This is a genomic window from Klebsiella sp. TF21-TM, assembly GCF_019753495.1.
GTDB classification, from domain to species: Bacteria; Pseudomonadota; Gammaproteobacteria; order Enterobacterales; family Enterobacteriaceae; genus Klebsiella; species Klebsiella quasipneumoniae.
Window position 1 is genome coordinate 146,183 of record NZ_JAIJYL010000003.1, and the last position, 17,989, is coordinate 164,171.

Here is a 17,989-nt window from a genome sequence, read left to right on the forward strand (position 1 = left end):
TAATCCTTATTTCTGTACAACGATATTTTCTTGTGATGGATCGACGTGTTGCATCTGCAACTTCTCGGTCGCAATCCGTTCAACCCGACTGTGATCGCCGAGCGCGTTCTCTTCGAGGATCAGGTTGCGCCACTCAATGTCCAGGGCGTCGCGTTCCAGAACCAGTTGTTCACGCTGCGCGGTCAACAGGCGCGTGTGGTGCGCGGTGGTGACCACGGTAATCGCCGTAATAATGATGCAAATGAACAGGCAGAGTGGCAGTTTCCCAAACCGCAGAAGGTCGTCCCCGATCACGCCAGGCAAAGCATGGCGCTCGTTGCTTCCAATCGACCCTTTAACTTTGCTTAAGGCCTCTGTCACTCTGCCGATCATGCGTTCGTCCTCTCTGCGATACGCAGCACTGAACTACGGGCACGTGGATTCTCTGCCACCTCTTCTTCGCCCGGCATCAACTTGCCTAGTGCTCGTAACTCACGGCCGCCCAGTTTTTTGAGCTGCGATTCGGTCATCGGTATTCCCGCCGGAACCTGCGGACCGCGGCTTTGCTCACGCATAAAGCGCTTTACAATGCGATCTTCCAGCGAATGAAAACTAATGATCGACAGCCGCCCGCCCGGGGCCAGCACGCTGAGCGAGCTTTTTAGCGCCTGCTCTATCTCCTCCAGTTCACTGTTTACCCAAATGCGCACCGCCTGGAAGGTACGGGTCGCGGGATGTTTGTGCTTATCTTTTACCGGCATAGCCGCGGCGATGACCTCCGCCAGCTCTTTGGTGCGGGTCATCGGTGCAATGCGATTACGTTCGACGATCGCGCGGGCGATCCGTTTACCGAAACGCTCTTCGCCGAAGGTTTTAATCACCCAGGCGATATCCGCTTCTTCAGCGGTCTGCAGCCATTCAGCCGCGGACTGACCGCGCGTCGGATCCATGCGCATATCCAGCGGCCCGTCGCGCATAAAGGAAAAGCCGCGTTCCGCATCGTCAAGCTGCGGGGAAGAGACGCCAAGATCGAGCAGAATGCCGTCGATCTTACCGGTAAGATTGCGCTCGCCGACGTACTCAGCAAGCTGTGAAAATGGACCATGTACGATGGAAAAGCGGGGATCATCGATGGTTTGCGCGACGGCAATCGCCTGAGGATCGCGATCGATTGCCAGCAAGCGTCCTTCCGCTCCCAGTTGGGAGAGGATCAGGCGCGAGTGACCGCCGCGACCAAAGGTACCATCAATATAGATACCGTCTGGACGAATATTGAGGCCGTTGACGGCTTCATCCAGAAGTACCGTAGTGTGTTTAAAATTTTCCATCATTTTTATAAAGACAAATCCTGCAGGCGCTCCGACAGTTCACCGGTCGCGGACTGCTCAGCGTCGATATCTTCCTTGACCCGTTGATACCAGGTCGTTTCGTCCCACAGTTCAAATTTATTAAACTGCCCGACCAGCATCACTTCTTTTGTCAGCCCGGCATGCTGCCGTAACACCGGCGCTATCAGCAAGCGACCGGCATTATCCATCTGACATTCGCTGGCATGACCCAGAAGCAAACGCTGTACGCGCCGCTCAACGGGATTCATGCTCGATAAACGCGACAATTTCTGCTCGATGACTTCCCATTCAGGCAATGGATAAAGCAGCAGGCACGGGTGATGAATGTCAATGGTGCATACCAATTGACCGGCAGCGTCCTCGATCAGCCCATCGCGATAGCGCGTTGGCACGGCCAGGCGGCCTTTGCTGTCGAGATTGACTAACGTTGCTCCACGGAACATGCCAGCCTCACCCCTTTTCGCCACTTTATCCCACAAATTCCCACCACAAGGAGTTTACGGAGCGGAGGAAAAGCTTGTCAAGCCAGCACGAATGCCAACGGAGCTCAAAAACCCATTATTTACAGCCGACATTAGCCCTGATGAAAAAATCATCAACAGGCGAGGCAAATTAACGTTATGAATACGTGTAAGAAAATAACCAACAAACTCGTAACAGTTATAAACATCAAAATATCTTCGGCGGGAAAATATAAAGTGTCAGTTTGCGACGCGAGCGGCATTTTAGGCCATTATGCCGGCCGTTAACAGTACCTGTTGCTGGCTGAAGGGCTGACCAGGCGCGGGATAAGGCAGGAGAGAAAGGTTGGGGCTAACAAAATGGGTGTTAATTCAGCAATTAACCTGGTGAATGTAACAAAATAATACAATTAAAGCCGGCACAATCATTTTTTGTGTCCCGTTTTGAGTCGCAAAACGATTGCCAGCGAATAAAACAAAATAACGCGTAAAGAAGTTTAGGGATTTGTCTGAAATATATTCAGTTTTGCATTCTGGACGTCAGTTGCCTGATTTATCGCCAGCGGCCTGCTCTCTGGCAGGCCTGCCAGGAATAATCCTGGGTGCTGACGATATTGCGCCCTTAACGGCGATTCAGGCTGCCGCGGCGATAAAGATTACGACGAATACGGCTGAGGCCCGGCTTCGGCTTGCGCGGTTCATCGAGGCTGGCGAGGACGATCTCGAGCACCCGCTCAGCGACATCGCGATGGCGCTGGGCCACGGCCAGTACCGGACACTGCAGGAAATCGAGCAGCTCATTATCGCCGAAGGTGGCGATCGCCAGCTCGGAAGGCAGTTTACCCTCACGGCGCAGCGTCACATCCATGACGCCCTGCAGCAACGGGAAAGAGGTGGTGAACAGCGCCTGCGGCATCGGATGGGTTTCAAGCCATTTCTCAAACAGCTGGGCCGCCGCTTCTCGCTCGTAGCTGTTGGCATAGAGATAATGCACCTCACGCGGATCGTCCTGCCAGGCTTTACGGAAGCCTTGCTCGCGCAGGAAGCTCACCGACAGTTCCGGCAGCGCGCCCAGATAAAGCACCGTTTCGCCGGGAAAAGTCCGCAACTCGGCGGCGAGCATCTCGGCATCATCCTGGTCAGCGCCGACGACGCTGGTGAAGTGCTCGCGGTCAAGGGCGCGGTCGAGGGCGACAATCGGAAACGGATCGTTAGCCCAGCGCTGATAAAAAGGGTGCTCCGGCGGCAGCGAGGTGGAAACAATGATGGCGTCCACCTGGCGCTGTAGCAGATGCTCGATACAGCGCATTTCGTTATCGGGCTGATCCTCCGAGCAGGCAATCAGCAACTGATAGCCGCGCTGGCGCGCCTGCCGCTCCAGATAATTTGCAATGCGGGTATAGCTGGTGTTCTCCAGATCCGGGATCACCAGACCGATAGAGCGTGTGCGTCCTGCACGCAGGCCAGCAGCGACCGCATTCGGGTGATAGTTGTGCTCTCGCACGACAGCCATCACTTTTTCGACCGTTTTATCGCTTACGCGGTACTGCTTCGCTTTGCCATTAATCACATAGCTCGCGGTGGTTCTTGAAACACCGGCCAGCCGGGCGATTTCATCCAGTTTCACAATTGCCCCTTGGGTAAGAAGTGCCAAACATAACCATTATTCAGGTATGGAACCCTTTTTATAACATCTAAGCGCAGAATAGTTAGCGCAGCAACCGCTTTCGCTTACAGTTCCTACTGATTTCGCAAAAAAAAAGCCCGACAGTCGCTGCCGGGCTATTTTTGCATCAGTTCCCGATCCTCAGCGCATGATTTTATCACCGCGAGACAGGCCGACCACGCCGGAGCGAGCTACTTCCACGATCCGAGCGACATCGCGCAGGGAGGCCAGGAAAGCGTCGAGCTTATCGCTGGTGCCGGCGAGTTGAACGGTATAGATAGAAGGCGTCACGTCGATAATCTGTCCACGAAAGATTTCGGTGTTGCGCTTCACTTCTTCACGGCCGTAACCGCTGGCCTGGACCTTCACCAGCATGATTTCGCGTTCGACATGAGCCCCCTGCCCCAGCTCGCTGACCCGCAGGACATCCACCAGCTTGTGCAGCTGCTTTTCAATCTGCTCGATCGCTTTTTCATCGCCCACGGTCTGGATGGTCATCCTGGAGAGGGTCGGATCGTCCGTCGGGGCGACAGTCAGGCTTTCTATATTATAGCCGCGCTGGGAAAAGAGGCCGATAACGCGGGACAATGCGCCCGATTCGTTTTCCAGTAATACCGATAATATCCGGCGCATAATCAGGTCCTCTCCGTTTTGCTCAACCACATTTCATCCATGCCGCCGCCGCGGATCTGCATGGGGTACACATGCTCACTGCCGTCGACGGTGACATCGACAAACACCAGCCGGCGCTGTCGCACCTGCTCCAGGGCTTCTGCAAGCTTCTTCTCCAGCTCCTGCGGCTCGCTGATGCGGATCCCAACGTGGCCGTAGGCTTCCGCCAGACGAACGAAGTCCGGCAGCGACTCCATATAGGACTGCGAGTGGCGCCCGGAATAAAGCATATCCTGCCACTGCTTCACCATCCCCAGATAGCGGTTGTTAAGGTTAAGCACCAGGACCGGCAGCTCATACTGCAGCGCAGTAGAGAGTTCCTGAATGTTCATTTGGATACTGCCGTCACCGGTCACGCAGACGACCATTTCGTCCGGCAGAGCCATTTTGACCCCCAGCGCAGCCGGTAGGCCAAAGCCCATGGTGCCGAGGCCACCGGAGTTAATCCAGCGCCGCGGCTTGTCGAAGGGGTAATAGAGGGCGGCGAACATCTGGTGCTGACCCACATCGGAAGTGACATAGGCATCGCCCTGAGTCAGGCGCCAGATCGTTTCTATCACCGCCTGCGGTTTGATCTTGTCGCTCTGGTCGTCGTAGCGCAGGCAATGGCGGGCGCGCCACTGCTCAATCTGCTGCCACCAGTCGCGAATGTCGTCCAGCGGCTGCTGCGCCTCTTCCTGCTCCAGCAACTCCAGCATCTGCTCCAGCACCAGCCGGGCATCGCCGACGATCGGCACATCTGCTGGCACGGTTTTCGAGATTGAGGTCGGATCGATATCGATATGCAGCACAGTCGCGTTCGGACAGTATTTGGCCAGGTTATTGGTGGTCCGATCGTCAAAGCGAACGCCGACGGCAAAAATCACGTCTGAATGGTGCATGGTCATGTTGGCTTCATAAGTGCCGTGCATGCCCAGCATCCCCAGCGCCTGCGAGTGCGTCGCCGGGAAAGCGCCCAGCCCCATCAGGGAGGAGGCCACCGGCAGCTTCAGCTTTTCCACCAGCTCGCGCAGCTGAGGTTCGCAATGCGCATTGATCGCCCCGCCGCCGACGTAGACGACCGGCTTGCTCGCCGCCACCAGGGTCTGCAGGGCGCGTTTGATCTGGCCTTTATGACCGCTGGTCGTCGGGTTATACGAGCGCATGCTGACCGCGTCTGGCCAGACGTACGGCAGTTTCTTCGCCGGATTGAGTATATCCTTCGGCAGATCGACCACCACCGGCCCGGGGCGACCGCTGGCCGCCAGCCAGAAGGCTTTCTTCAGCACGCCGGGAATATCTTCGGTCTGCTTCACCAGGAAACTGTGCTTCACCACCGGGCGGGAAATCCCCACCATGTCGCACTCCTGGAAGGCATCGTAGCCGATAAGCGATGTCGCCACTTGCCCGGAGAGGATCACCAGCGGGATAGAGTCCATATAGGCCGTCGCGATACCGGTGATGGCGTTCGTCGCCCCAGGCCCTGAGGTCACCAGCACCACACCGACCTCCCCGGTCGCTCGCGCCAGGCCATCCGCCATATGCACCGCCGCCTGCTCGTGGCGAACCAGCACATGATCGATACCGCCAAGGGTATGTAACGCATCATAGATATCGAGGACTGCGCCTCCGGGATAGCCGAATACTTGCTTGACGCCCTGATCGACAAGCGATTGGACGACCATCTCGGCTCCTGACAACATCTCCATGGTTTGCCTCCAGGCTTATTGTTTTACGACAGCGGAACTCAATTTCCGCGCGCTCGCACGATGCGAAGGAGTACCCCTCCGCACTGAGGTGAATGGACTGCATGCCACTACCATAACTGCTCGCCAGCAGGCAGGCAATTCGCCACCGGAGATGCTTTCTAAGTAGAATAAGAAGAAAAACAAGCGGAGAGAGGAAAATATGGTGGAATGCTTCAGATATAAGAAAAGAGAATAGTAAATACTCGGAGAAAAGGCGCGATAGCAGGAATTGATCCATTTTTTGTTAACGGGCGGAGAGCAACCGAAAGGGTAAACAGCATAAAATTCTGCATTATTGTAATTAAATCATATAAAAAAAGGAGCCGAAGCCCCTTTCATGCTTATTGCCATCGGCTCAGCGCTGACAAATATCCACCAGCAGCTCTTCCATCCACTGATGGCCCTTATCGCGACCCGCCGCTTCGTGCCAGGAGAGATAGCAGGTCCGGCTATTCACCTTCAGCGGCAGAGGTAATATTTGCAGCGCTAACTTATCGGCAAACTCATTTGCCAGCCAGCGCGGCGCAATGGCCACCATCTGCGTTTGCGACACCACGTTTAATACGCTGACCATCGCATTACCTTGATATGCGATGCGCGCTTGTTTATCGGCCGTGTCATACCACGGCAGACTGAATGAGGCATACCGATCGAGAGCCACCGCGGCATGCTCCTCGCGATAAATATCAGCCTCCATCACCGGTCCGGAGATACGCGGATGGTTGCGGCTAGCCACCAGAACCATTTCATCTTTGAATAGCGGTACACAGGCAAACTCAGGACGACGAAACTCTTCATAACCGATCACAAATTCCGTTTCCTGATAACGTAACTGATGTTCCGTATTTTGATTAAGCGCTGATTTAAAGACTAAATGAATATTGGGCGCGATTTCGGCGACTTTATTAAAAATTACCGACGTCAGGATGTTATCCAGCGGGCTACAGACGCACAGATTGAAAACACGCTCACTGCTCAAGGGTTCAAAACCGGAGCCTGGCAATTCGTTTTGTACCAGCTGCAGCGCCTGACGCACTGAGCCAAACAGCTGATAGGCCCGCGCCGTCGGCTGAATACCGCGGCCATAGCGCACAAACAGCTCATCATTAAACATCACTTTCAGACGTGAAACCGCGTTGCTCACCGCCGGTTGAGACATGCCGAGCGTATGGGCGGCACGGGTAATATTCTGTTCCTGCATAACCGCATCAAAAACGGTAAGCAGATTGAGATCAACCATCCGTAGTTGAGGTTTTACGACTTCCTGTCCGGGGGCTGATTTATATTCTGGACTTTCAATTAACATATCTAGTTCCGCCGTCACGATGAATTCCCTTTACTAAACCGCTATAATTAGCGCCGAAAATATCATTTATCATGCCAATGACATTTGCAAAATAGCAAAGGTGTATTTTAGGAATATATCAAGGCTATGAGTGGCAGTGTCAAACCGGTACCACCGGAATAAATAAACTGCTCAAACAATATGAGTTACTTAATGAAGATGAGTCTAACCATAATCCAGGAAAATAAAAACAACACCAATGGTTAACTGTAACTTAAGCAATAATAAAGTATTTTATTTTCCACCCCATAAAATTAACAACTATTTATCATTGAAAAAAGATCCGCTAAGGGGTAGACATATTCACACGAAAAATAAATATAATTATTTCATTCAGATAGCGATTTTTGACCGCTTCGCTCGCGGCGCATCGTGAGCGAGGCCTTTAATGCAAAGTACATTTTCAAATGAAACATATCCCTGTGCGCCCCCGCAGGTCCAAAATAGGATCTTCGGCAAAAAAGGGCTAACATCAGCACAATTAGCTAATTCACGCCGCGGACCAAAAACGCTTTTTCCATGCCAGGGGTTGACTTTGAAACGGCTATCCAGTAACTCTAAAAGCATAACGATTTCATCTGGAGTTTGACGCAATGATTCGCACCACTCGCATCACCAGCCTACTACTACTAAACGCATGCCATTTGCGCGGTAGGCTGTTGGGCGACGTTCAGCGTTAAGTCATCTTCCAGCAAGACTATAAAACCCGCGCCTTGGCGCGGGTTTTTTTATGCTCGTCAACAAGGCGCCAGGACACAGACTAAGGATCCAAACCATGAGCCAGCAAGTCATTATTTTCGATACGACCTTACGTGATGGCGAACAAGCGTTACAGGCAAGCCTGAGTGTCAAAGAGAAGCTGCAGATTGCTCTGGCCCTCGAGCGCATGGGTGTTGACGTGATGGAAGTCGGTTTCCCGGTTTCTTCTCCGGGCGATTTTGAATCCGTGCAGACCATCGCGCGCACCATCAAAAACAGCCGCGTATGCGCCCTGGCGCGCTGCGTCGAGAAAGATATCGACGTGGCGGCGGAATCCTTAAAGGTGGCCGAAGCGTTCCGTATCCACACCTTCATCGCCACCTCGCCGATGCATATCGCCACCAAACTGCGCAGCACCCTGGATGAGGTCATTGAGCGTGCGGTTTATATGGTGAAGCGGGCGCGCAACTACACTAACGATGTCGAGTTCTCCTGTGAAGACGCCGGCCGTACGCCGATTGCTGACCTGGCTCGCGTCGTGGAAGCCGCGATTAACGCTGGCGCCACCACCATTAATATTCCGGATACCGTCGGCTACACCATGCCGTTCGAGTACGCCAACATTATCAGCGGCCTGTATGAGCGCGTACCGAATATCGACAAAGCCATTATCTCCGTCCATACCCATGATGACCTGGGTATTGCCGTCGGCAACGCCCTCGCCGCGGTCCACGCCGGAGCCCGCCAGGTAGAAGGCGCGATGAACGGTATCGGCGAGCGCGCCGGCAACTGCGCGCTGGAAGAGGTCATCATGGCGATTAAAGTGCGCAAAGACATCATGAACGTGCACACCAATATCAACCACCATGAAATCTGGCGCACCAGCCAGACCGTCAGCCAGATCTGCAACATGCCGATCCCGGCGAACAAAGCCATCGTCGGCACCGGCGCCTTCGCCCACTCCTCCGGTATCCACCAGGACGGCGTACTGAAGAACCGCGAAAACTACGAAATCATGACCCCGGAATCCATCGGCCTGAACCAGGTGCAGCTGAACCTGACTTCCCGCTCCGGCCGCGCGGCGGTGAAACACCGGATGGAAGAGATGGGCTACCAGGAGAGCGATTACAACCTGGATCACCTGTACGACGCGTTCCTGAAGCTGGCGGACAAAAAAGGCCAGGTCTTCGATTACGATCTGGAAGCGCTGGCCTTTATCAACAAGCAGCAGGAAGAGCCGGAGCATTTCCGCCTGGATTACTTCAACGTTCAGTCCGGCTCCAGCGATATCGCGACCGCCTCGATCAAACTGGTCTGCGGGGATGAGATCAAAACGGAAGCCGCCAACGGCAACGGTCCGGTTGATGCTATCTACCAGGCGATTAACCGCGTCACCGATTACAACATTGAATTAGTGAAATATGGCTTAAGCGCGAAAGGCCACGGCAAAGACGCCCTGGGCCAGGTGGATATCGTCGTTGACTACAACGGTCGCCGTTTCCACGGCGTTGGTCTGGCAACAGATATCGTAGAGTCGTCAGCCAAAGCGATGGTTCACGTGCTGAACAACATCTGGCGCGCCGCCGAAGTCGAAAAAGAATTGCAACGCAAAGCTCAGAATAAAGAGAACAATAAGGAAACCGTGTAATGTCGAAGAATTACCATATTGCCGTTTTGCCGGGTGATGGCATTGGCCCGGAAGTGATGAACCAGGCGATGAAAGTACTGGAAGCCGTGCGCCAACGTTTTGCCATGCACATTACCACCAGCCAGTACGACGTCGGCGGCGCGGCCATCGACCGTCAGGGAACTCCCCTGCCGCAGGCGACCGTCGCCGGATGCGAGCAGGCGGACGCGATCCTGTTCGGCTCCGTCGGCGGCCCGAAGTGGGAACACCTGCCGCCCGCAGAACAGCCAGAGCGCGGCGCCCTGCTGCCGCTGCGTAAACACTTTAAGCTGTTCAGCAATCTGCGCCCGGCCAAACTGTATCAGGGGCTGGAAGAGTTCTGCCCGCTGCGCGCCGACATCGCCGCCAACGGCTTCGACATTCTCTGCGTTCGCGAACTGACCGGCGGCATCTACTTCGGTCAGCCGAAAGGTCGCGAAGGCAGCGGTCAGCATGAGAAAGCTTTTGATACCGAGGTGTATCACCGCTTTGAAATCGAACGTATCGCGCGCATCGCGTTTGAATCCGCCCGTAAACGTCGTCACAAAGTGACCTCCATCGATAAAGCCAACGTCCTGCAGTCGTCCATTCTGTGGCGCGAAATCGTCACCGAGATCGGCAAGGAGTATCCGGACGTTGAGCTGGCGCATATGTATATCGATAACGCCACCATGCAGCTGATTAAAGATCCGTCCCAGTTCGACGTGCTGCTGTGCTCCAACCTGTTCGGCGACATCCTCTCCGACGAGTGCGCAATGATCACCGGCTCGATGGGTATGCTGCCGTCCGCCAGCCTCAACGAACAAGGTTTCGGCCTGTACGAGCCAGCAGGCGGCTCGGCGCCGGATATCGCCGGCAAAAATATCGCTAACCCGATCGCGCAGATCCTCTCCCTGGCGCTGCTGCTGCGCTATAGCCTCGACGCTGACGAGGCGGCGAGCGCGATTGAAAGCGCGATTAACCGCGCTCTGGAGGAAGGCGTTCGTACCGGCGATTTAGCGCGCGGCACGGCAGCGGTCAGCACTGATGAAATGGGCGATATCATTGCCCGCTATGTCGCAGAAGGGGTGTAATCATGGCGAAGACGTTATACGAAAAATTGTTTGATGCGCACGTGGTGTATGAGGCGCAAAACGAAACTCCGCTGTTGTATATCGACCGCCATCTGGTGCATGAAGTCACCTCCCCGCAGGCCTTTGACGGCCTGCGCGCCCACGGCCGCCAGGTGCGCCAGCCGGGTAAAACCTTCGCCACCATGGATCACAACGTCTCGACGCAGACCAAAGATATTAACGCGTCCGGCGAGATGGCCCGCATTCAGATGCAGGAGCTGATTAAGAACTGTAAAGAGTTCGGCGTTGAGCTGTACGACCTGAACCACCCGTACCAGGGCATCGTTCACGTGATGGGCCCGGAACAAGGGGTTACCCTGCCGGGGATGACCATTGTGTGCGGCGACTCCCATACCGCCACCCACGGCGCCTTCGGCGCGCTGGCCTTCGGCATCGGCACCTCCGAAGTAGAGCATGTGCTGGCGACCCAGACCCTGAAACAGGGTCGTGCGAAAACCATGAAAATCGAAGTGCAAGGCAAAGCGGCGCCGGGCATCACCGCCAAAGATATCGTGTTGGCGATCATTGGTAAAACCGGCAGCGCCGGCGGCACCGGCCACGTGGTGGAGTTCTGCGGCGAAGCGATCCGCGATCTGAGCATGGAAGGCCGCATGACCCTGTGCAACATGGCGATCGAGATGGGCGCGAAAGCGGGCCTGGTCGCGCCGGATGAAACCACCTTCAATTACGTACGCGGCCGTCTGCACGCGCCGAAAGGCAAAGATTTTGACGATGCGGTGGCGTACTGGAAAACCCTGAAAACCGACGACGGCGCCACATTTGACACCGTAGTGACGCTGCAGGCGGCTGAGATTGCCCCGCAGGTGACCTGGGGCACCAACCCGGGCCAGGTGATTTCGGTCAGCGATAATATCCCCGATCCTGCGTCGTTCAGCGACCCGGTGGAACGCGCCAGCGCCGAGAAAGCGCTGGCCTATATGGGGCTGAAATCCGGCATTCCGCTGACGGAAGTGGCTATCGATAAAGTATTCATCGGCTCCTGTACCAACTCGCGTATCGAAGATTTGCGCGCGGCGGCGGAAATCGCCAAAGGGCGTAAAGTGGCGCCGGGCGTCCAGGCGCTGGTGGTGCCGGGTTCCGGTCCGGTGAAAGCGCAAGCGGAAGCGGAAGGCCTGGATAAGATCTTTATCGAAGCCGGCTTTGAGTGGCGCTTACCGGGCTGCTCTATGTGTCTGGCGATGAACAACGACCGCCTGAACCCGGGCGAGCGCTGCGCCTCCACCAGCAACCGTAATTTTGAAGGCCGCCAGGGCCGCGGCGGACGCACGCACCTGGTGAGCCCGGCAATGGCCGCGGCGGCAGCTGTGACCGGCCATTTCGCCGATATCCGTAATCTGAAGTAAGGAGACCATCATGGCAGAGAAATTTACCCAACATACCGGCCTGGTGGTTCCGCTGGATGCTGCAAACGTCGATACCGACGCGATCATTCCCAAGCAGTTTCTGCAGAAAGTGACCCGCACCGGCTTTGGCGCGCACCTGTTCAACGACTGGCGCTTCCTCGACGATAAAGGTCAACAGCCGAACCCGGAGTTCGTGCTGAACTTTCCTGAGTACAAAGGCGCATCTATCCTGCTGGCGCGGGAAAACTTCGGCTGTGGCTCCTCGCGCGAGCATGCGCCGTGGGCGCTGACCGATTACGGTTTTAAAGTCGTTATCGCCCCAAGCTTTGCCGATATTTTCTATGGCAACAGCTTCAACAACCAGCTGCTGCCGGTGACGTTGAGCGATGAGCAGGTCGACGAGCTGTTCAAACTGGTGCAGGCCAACCCGGGCATTACGTTTGAAGTGGACCTGGAAGCGCAGGTGGTTAAGGCAGGGGATAAAACCTACAGCTTTAAGATCGACGATTTCCGTCGCCACTGCATGCTCAATGGCCTGGATAGCATCGGCCTGACGCTGCAACATGAAGCGGCTATTTCCGACTATGAGCACAAGCTGCCGGCGTTTATGAATTAATCTTCGCGCCCGGTCATTTGACCGGGCTTTTTAGTTTATTGCGGCAGAAAATTGCGATCTCACGCACAAAAAACAATATTGCTTCGCCGATCGTCAGCCCATGACGTTGGCCTGCCCCACGCGATAAAGACGAATGATTCCGCTTTCCTCCCCCTGACCTGCGCGGTTTATGTATTATCCCTTCACTGCAAGTAAAAATAAGGTACGAGTGTTTAATATAAAAATATAAAAATGTGAAAAAAGCGTTAATCTCATAGAGAACCCCTATAGCTCACAGCAAAAAAAAGCATTATTTTTCGATTTTTCGCCTCGCTATCTTTTCCCACAGAGAAATATTAACTAAGGACACGCCCGGGCCCCCGCATAGCGGCTTCCCGGCCTCCTGTGGAGAGAAGAGATGAGCCACTATCCGCACCTTTTCAGTCCGTTGACCATCAACGGCATGACGCTAAAAAACCGCATTATTATGCCCCCGATGGGCACCAATATGGCCACGCTCAATGGCGAGGTCTCGCAGGAACAGCTGGAATACTACGAACTGCGGGCCAAAGGCGGCACCGGGCTTATCACCATCGAAAACATCTGTATTGATTTTCCTTTCGCCTCCAACGGCACCACCCAGCTGCGGATCGATAACGATCAATATATCCCACGGCTGTTTAAATTAACCGAGACCCTGCATAAACATGGCGCCTGCGTATCCATTCAGTTAAATCACGCAGGCGCTTCGGCTTATGCCTACCGCCTCGAAGGTCAGACACCGCTCTCCTCCTCGACGACACCCTCGAAAAAGCACGGTAATATTCCGCGGCCAATGACCCATGAGGAAATTTATCACGCGGTGGAAAAATTCGGTGACGCCGCAGAGCGCGTTCGTCGCGCGGGTTTTGACTGCGTCGAAATTCATGCCGGCCACTCCTATTTAATTAGCCAGTTTTTATCGCCGTTATTTAACAAGCGCACCGATGAATTTGGCGGCAGCGTCGAAAACCGCACCCGGATATTAAGTCTGATTGTCGATAAAGTTCGCGCCTGCGTCGGGCCGCGTTTTCCGGTCAGCCTGCGCATTAGCGCCGACGACTTCCTCAAGGGCGGCAATACCCTCGAAGATTCTCTGCGCATCCTTGAGCTCTGCCAGGAGAAGGTCGATATCATCAACGTCTCGGCGGCGCAGAACGACAACCTGAATCTGCAAATCGACCAGATGTCGCTGGAGGATGGCTGGAAGCGTTATCTCTCCCGCGCGGTGCGCGATAAATTCCATAAGCCCACGGTCATCGCCGGCAATATCCGTACCCCGCAGGTGGCCGAGGATATCCTCGCCAGCGGCGATGCCGATCTCATTGCCATTGGTCGCGGTCTAATTGCCGAGCCGGAGTGGGTGCAGAAGGTGCAAAGCGGTAAAGAACGCCTGATGCGCAAATGCATCTCCTGCAACATCGGCTGCGCCGACCATCGCATCGCCCGCTCGCGCCCGCTGCGCTGTTCAATTAACCCGGACATCATTCACGGCGATACCTACAAAACGCGGCGCGTTAATCGCGAAACGAACGTGGTCGTCATCGGCGCCGGCACTGCCGGGATGGAGGCCGCCTGCACCGCGGCGGAAGTCGGCTGCCACACCTGGCTGCTGGAGGCGAAAAATCACGTCGGCGGTCTCGCCAGCGATATCGCCCGTCTGCCGGAGAAAAAACGCATCGCGGATTTCCCGCAGTTTATGAAAAACCGCATCGCCGCGCTGGACAACCTGATGCTGCAGGTCGGCAAACGGGCAGACGTGGCCTCGGTTTCCGCCCTGCGTCCGCATCTGATCGTCAATGCCACCGGCTCAACCCCCCTGCTGCCGCCTATTGCAGGACTGCGGGAGAATATTGACGCCGCGGAAGGCAAGGTCTTTTCCATTACCGGCATGATCGACAATCTGGCGAAATTTACCCATGTCGAGGGCAAACGCATCGCCGTTGTCGGCGCGGGCGCCGTTGGCCTTGACGTCATCGAATACTTTACCGCTCGCGGCGCGCAAGCGGTATTAATCGAAATGCAGGACGCCGCCGGTCGCGATCTCGACATCATTACCAGGAATGCCATGTTGACCATGCTCGACGAGCACCAGGTCGAACAGCACATGAATACGCAACTGATGGCGGTGGCTGCCGACCATTTCCAAGTGAAAAATACACAGCATACCTTCGATATCCCCTTCGACTACGGCTTTGTCTGCCTGGGGATGCGCGCCAACCGGACGGGTCTCGACGAGATCGAGCGCTGGGCCAATGCCAATAACGTCAAAATCATGAATATCGGCGACAGCGTGATGGCGCGACGCATTATCGACGGCATCCGCGAAGGCCGCAACGTGCTGGACACCCTCGAAGACATGGGTGCGCTGGGCAGCCGCGAAGCACAACGAATTCCCTTTCTAACTTATTGAGGATTTTTGTCATGGCAGAACGTATTACTGGACACACTGAGCTGATTGGTCTGATCGCCACCCCGATTCGCCACAGCATGTCGCCCACCATGCACAACGAGGCTTTCGCCCATCTCGGGCTGGACTACGTCTACCTGGCTTTTGAAGTCGGTAATCAGGAGCTGAAAGACGTTGTGCAGGGCTTCCGGGCTTTGAAGCTGCGCGGCTTTAACGTCTCTATGCCGAACAAAACCGAGATTTGCCAGTATCTTGATAAGCTCTCGCCGGCGGCGCAGCTGGTCGGGGCGGTGAATACCGTGGTCAATGACGACGGCGTACTGACCGGGCATATTACCGACGGCACCGGCTATATGCGCGCCCTTAGCGAAGCGGGTATCGATATTATTGGCAAGAAGATGACCGTGCTCGGCGCCGGCGGCGCGGCGACCGCGCTCTGCGTCCAGGCGGCACTGGATGGCGTGAAGGCGATCTCGATCTTCAACCGTCGCGATAAATTCTTCGCCAACGCTGAAGAAACGGTAGCCAAGATCCGCAACAACACGCGCTGCGAGATCCATCTGTTCGATCTCGACGATCATGACAAATTGCGTGCCGAAATCGACAGCAGCGTGATCCTGACCAATGCCACCGGGGTCGGCATGAAGCCGTTCGAAGGCCAGATGCTGCTCCCGGACGACAGCTTCCTGCGTCCGGACCTGATCGTCTCCGACGTCGTGTACAACCCGCGCAAAACCCACCTGCTGGAAGTGGCTGAGAAAAAAGGCTGCCGTACGCTAAACGGCCTCGGGATGATGCTGTGGCAAGGCGCGCGCGCGTTCGAAATCTGGACGGGTAAACAGATGCCGGTTGATTACATCAAAAGCATCCTGTTCTAAGGGGCAAGCGATGAAAAATAAATACGTCCCTACCGCGGCAGGGCTGTACCTCAACTACCTGATTCATGGCATGGGGGTGCTGCTGATCACCCTCAACATGGCCCATCTTCAGGAGCAGTGGGGAACAGACGCTGCCGGCGTATCAGTGGTGATCTCCTCGTTAGGGATCGGCAAACTGGCGACCATCGTGACCGGCTTTCTGTCGGATCGCTTTGGTCGTAAGCCCTTTATCTATCTGGGGATCCTCAGCTATCTGATCTTTTTTATCGGCATTCTGCTGACCAAAAATATCTATCTGGCCTATGTCTTCGGCATTATGGCGGGCCTGGCGAACAGCTTCCTCGACTCCGGCACCTATCCCGCGCTGATGGAATCTTTCCCGCACTCCGCCAGCCGGGCCAACGTGCTGATCAAAGCCTTCGTCTCCGCCGGACAGTTCCTGCTGCCGTTCATTATCAGCTTCCTGATCTGGGCGAATCTGTGGTTCGGCTGGTCGTTCGTGATTGCGGCAGCGCTGTTTGTTGTGAGCGGCCTCTATTTGCTCAAAATGCCGTTCCCGGATAGCCAGGCGGCGAAAAAAGAGGCCACCCCAGGGCCACAGGCGGAAACCTCCGCCCGTCCGCAGGCCAACAAACTGGATATGGTGATCTTCACCCTGTACGGCTATATCGGCATGGCGACCTTCTATCTGGTCAGCCAGTGGCTGGCGCAGTACGGTCAGTTCGTGGTCGGTCTGCCCTATGCCTCGGCGATTAAGCTGCTCAGCATCTATACCGTCGGGTCGCTGGTCTGCGTTTTCGTGACCGCCGCCTTCGTCAAAGAGGTGTTCAGCTCCGCCGTCGCCATGATCATCTATACTGGCCTGTCGATGGTCTCGCTGCTGCTGGTATGCCTGTTCCCGACGCCGATGATGGTTACCGGCTTCGCCTTTGTCATCGGCTTTGCCGCCGCGGGCGGAGTGCTACAGCTGGGAGCGACGATCATGGCGATGAGCTTCCCGAACGGGAAAGGCAAGGCAACCGGCATCTTCTACACCGCCGGCAGTATCGCCAGCTTCACGATCCCGCTGATCACCGCCAAACTTTCGCAGATCAGTATTGCCAGCATTATGTGGTTTGATTTTGCGATCGCCGTGATCGGCTTTGTGATCGCCCTGTACATCGGCTATCGTCAACTGCAGGCTCGGGCGGCGCAAACAGTATCACCCACCGCAGTCACCGCCTGAGGTTCAACGCGAATAATAATGGATGCCTACATGACAAATGCAGTTACCGTAAAGAACATCACCTTCCAGGAAGGGGAAACCTTAATTTGTGTACCGCTGATCGGCAAAACGCTGGATGAAATACTGGGTAACGCCCACGGCCTGGTCGACGCCGGCGCCGATATCATCGAATGGCGCGTTGACCACTTTACTCAGGTGAGAGAGATGGCCCAGGTGATGGCCGCGCTGGCGGAAATCCGTGGTGCGCTGAAAGCGCTGCCGCTGCTGTTCACCTTCCGCAGCAAGAAAGAAGGCGGCGAGACCGAGCTCAGCGACGACGCCTACTTCGCGCTCAACCGCGAAGCGGCGCGCAGTGGCCTGGTTGATGTCATCGATATCGAGCTGTTTAATGATGAAGCGCAGATCCGCGCGCTGGTTGACGATGCGCATGCCGCGGGCGTCAAAGTGATCATGAGTAACCATGATTTTCATAAGACCCCCGCCCAGGAAGATATCATCTATCGCCTGCGCCGCATGCAGGATCTGGGCGCCGATCTGCCGAAGATCGCGGTGATGCCGCAATCGCCGCAGGACGTTCTGACCCTGCTCGCCGCCACGCTGACCATGAAAGAGAAGTATGCCACCCGCCCGCTGATCACCATGTCGATGGGAAAATCGGGCGGCGTCAGCCGGGTGACCGGGCGTCTTTTTGGCTCAGCCATGACCTTCGGTACCGTGGGTCAGGCTTCCGCGCCGGGACAGATCGCCATCGACAAGCTGCGTGAAGTGATGGATATTCTCTCCTGATAACCCCTCAGCCCGG

Annotated in this window: 16 protein-coding genes; 9 read left to right on the forward strand and 7 right to left on the reverse strand. The window is 55.7% G+C overall.

Annotated elements, in window-relative coordinates; all coding sequences use genetic code 11:
- Nucleotides 1-6: 6 nt before the first annotated feature.
- From ftsL to leuO, 7 genes are all read right to left on the reverse strand, one after another.
- Nucleotides 7-372: a cell division protein FtsL gene (ftsL, locus tag K5R89_RS04230; RefSeq protein WP_002888550.1), complete on the reverse strand. Its 366-nt coding sequence runs from the start codon at nt 370-372 to the stop codon at nt 7-9.
- Nucleotides 369-1,310 (reverse strand): 16S rRNA (cytosine(1402)-N(4))-methyltransferase RsmH, encoded by a 942-nt coding sequence (rsmH, locus tag K5R89_RS04235; RefSeq protein ID WP_004204328.1) that lies wholly within the window; start codon nt 1,308-1,310, stop codon nt 369-371. Before rsmH ends, ftsL begins: the two co-directional genes overlap by 4 nt.
- Before the next feature lie 2 nt (nt 1,311-1,312).
- Nucleotides 1,313-1,771 carry a division/cell wall cluster transcriptional repressor MraZ gene (gene mraZ / locus K5R89_RS04240; protein ID WP_004204327.1) on the reverse strand — a complete coding sequence of 153 codons (459 nt, stop codon included), beginning with the start codon at nt 1,769-1,771 and terminating at the stop codon, nt 1,313-1,315.
- Between the two features lie 640 nt (nt 1,772-2,411).
- A complete protein-coding gene (gene cra, locus K5R89_RS04245; protein ID WP_004145952.1) occupies nt 2,412-3,416 on the reverse strand; it encodes a catabolite repressor/activator in 1,005 nt (334 codons plus the stop codon).
- Between the two features lie 180 nt (nt 3,417-3,596).
- The gene (ilvN, locus tag K5R89_RS04250) at nt 3,597-4,088 is read right to left on the reverse strand and encodes an acetolactate synthase small subunit (protein ID WP_002888536.1); all 492 of its coding nucleotides are present in this window, start codon (nt 4,086-4,088) and stop codon (nt 3,597-3,599) included.
- A gap of 2 nt (nt 4,089-4,090) precedes the next feature.
- Nucleotides 4,091-5,815, reverse strand: a complete 1,725-nt coding sequence (gene ilvI / locus K5R89_RS04255; RefSeq protein ID WP_101996214.1) for an acetolactate synthase 3 large subunit — start codon at nt 5,813-5,815, stop codon at nt 4,091-4,093.
- Between the two features lie 394 nt (nt 5,816-6,209).
- On the reverse strand, nt 6,210-7,178 hold the full coding sequence (leuO, locus tag K5R89_RS04260; protein WP_072140386.1) for a transcriptional regulator LeuO: 969 nt from the start codon (nt 7,176-7,178) through the stop codon (nt 6,210-6,212).
- A gap of 614 nt (nt 7,179-7,792) precedes the next feature.
- On the opposite strand from leuO, the gene leuL reads away from it, so the two are divergent.
- From leuL to aroD, 9 genes are all read left to right on the forward strand, one after another.
- Nucleotides 7,793-7,879, forward strand: coding sequence for a leu operon leader peptide (leuL, locus tag K5R89_RS04265; RefSeq protein ID WP_017901192.1), 87 nt, complete (start codon nt 7,793-7,795; stop codon nt 7,877-7,879).
- A gap of 95 nt (nt 7,880-7,974) precedes the next feature.
- Complete coding sequence (gene leuA, locus K5R89_RS04270; protein ID WP_023291975.1) at nt 7,975-9,546, forward strand: 2-isopropylmalate synthase; 1,572 nt, start codon at nt 7,975-7,977, stop codon at nt 9,544-9,546.
- Nucleotides 9,546-10,637, forward strand: a complete 1,092-nt coding sequence (gene leuB / locus K5R89_RS04275; protein WP_023291974.1) for a 3-isopropylmalate dehydrogenase — start codon at nt 9,546-9,548, stop codon at nt 10,635-10,637. Before leuA ends, leuB begins: the two co-directional genes overlap by 1 nt.
- Before the next feature lie 2 nt (nt 10,638-10,639).
- On the forward strand, nt 10,640-12,040 hold the full coding sequence (gene leuC, locus K5R89_RS04280; RefSeq protein ID WP_023291973.1) for a 3-isopropylmalate dehydratase large subunit: 1,401 nt from the start codon (nt 10,640-10,642) through the stop codon (nt 12,038-12,040).
- A 10-nt stretch (nt 12,041-12,050) separates the two neighbouring features.
- A complete protein-coding gene (gene leuD, locus K5R89_RS04285; RefSeq protein ID WP_023291972.1) occupies nt 12,051-12,656 on the forward strand; it encodes a 3-isopropylmalate dehydratase small subunit in 606 nt (201 codons plus the stop codon).
- A gap of 397 nt (nt 12,657-13,053) precedes the next feature.
- Nucleotides 13,054-15,087, forward strand: a complete 2,034-nt coding sequence (locus tag K5R89_RS04290) for an FAD-dependent oxidoreductase (RefSeq protein ID WP_023291971.1) — start codon at nt 13,054-13,056, stop codon at nt 15,085-15,087.
- 11 nt (nt 15,088-15,098) lie between these two features.
- Nucleotides 15,099-15,962, forward strand: coding sequence for a shikimate dehydrogenase (locus K5R89_RS04295; protein WP_017901194.1), 864 nt, complete (start codon nt 15,099-15,101; stop codon nt 15,960-15,962).
- Nucleotides 15,963-15,972: 10 nt separating this feature from the next.
- The gene (locus K5R89_RS04300) at nt 15,973-17,187 is read left to right on the forward strand and encodes an MFS transporter (protein WP_217259203.1); all 1,215 of its coding nucleotides are present in this window, start codon (nt 15,973-15,975) and stop codon (nt 17,185-17,187) included.
- Between the two features lie 30 nt (nt 17,188-17,217).
- Complete coding sequence (gene aroD, locus K5R89_RS04305; RefSeq protein ID WP_065882765.1) at nt 17,218-17,973, forward strand: type I 3-dehydroquinate dehydratase; 756 nt, start codon at nt 17,218-17,220, stop codon at nt 17,971-17,973.
- The last annotated feature ends 16 nt before the right edge of the window (nt 17,974-17,989 follow it).

Bases quoted from the DNA above. Each gene is read 5' to 3' on its own strand.
- ftsL (WP_002888550.1), bottom strand. From the start codon at position 372: ATGATCGGCAGAGTGACAGAGGCCTTAAGCAAAGTTAAAGGGTCGATT.
- rsmH (WP_004204328.1), bottom strand. From the start codon at position 1,310: ATGATGGAAAATTTTAAACACACTACGGTACTTCTGGATGAAGCCGTC.
- mraZ (WP_004204327.1), bottom strand. From the start codon at position 1,771: ATGTTCCGTGGAGCAACGTTAGTCAATCTCGACAGCAAAGGCCGCCTG.
- ilvN (WP_002888536.1), bottom strand. From the start codon at position 4,088: ATGCGCCGGATATTATCGGTATTACTGGAAAACGAATCGGGCGCATTG.
- ilvI (WP_101996214.1), bottom strand. From the start codon at position 5,815: ATGGAGATGTTGTCAGGAGCCGAGATGGTCGTCCAATCGCTTGTCGAT.
- leuL (WP_017901192.1), top strand. From the start codon at position 7,793: ATGATTCGCACCACTCGCATCACCAGCCTACTACTACTAAACGCATGC.
- leuA (WP_023291975.1), top strand. From the start codon at position 7,975: ATGAGCCAGCAAGTCATTATTTTCGATACGACCTTACGTGATGGCGAA.
- leuB (WP_023291974.1), top strand. From the start codon at position 9,546: ATGTCGAAGAATTACCATATTGCCGTTTTGCCGGGTGATGGCATTGGC.
- leuC (WP_023291973.1), top strand. From the start codon at position 10,640: ATGGCGAAGACGTTATACGAAAAATTGTTTGATGCGCACGTGGTGTAT.
- leuD (WP_023291972.1), top strand. From the start codon at position 12,051: ATGGCAGAGAAATTTACCCAACATACCGGCCTGGTGGTTCCGCTGGAT.
- K5R89_RS04290 (WP_023291971.1), top strand. From the start codon at position 13,054: ATGAGCCACTATCCGCACCTTTTCAGTCCGTTGACCATCAACGGCATG.
- K5R89_RS04295 (WP_017901194.1), top strand. From the start codon at position 15,099: ATGGCAGAACGTATTACTGGACACACTGAGCTGATTGGTCTGATCGCC.
- K5R89_RS04300 (WP_217259203.1), top strand. From the start codon at position 15,973: ATGAAAAATAAATACGTCCCTACCGCGGCAGGGCTGTACCTCAACTAC.
- aroD (WP_065882765.1), top strand. From the start codon at position 17,218: ATGACAAATGCAGTTACCGTAAAGAACATCACCTTCCAGGAAGGGGAA.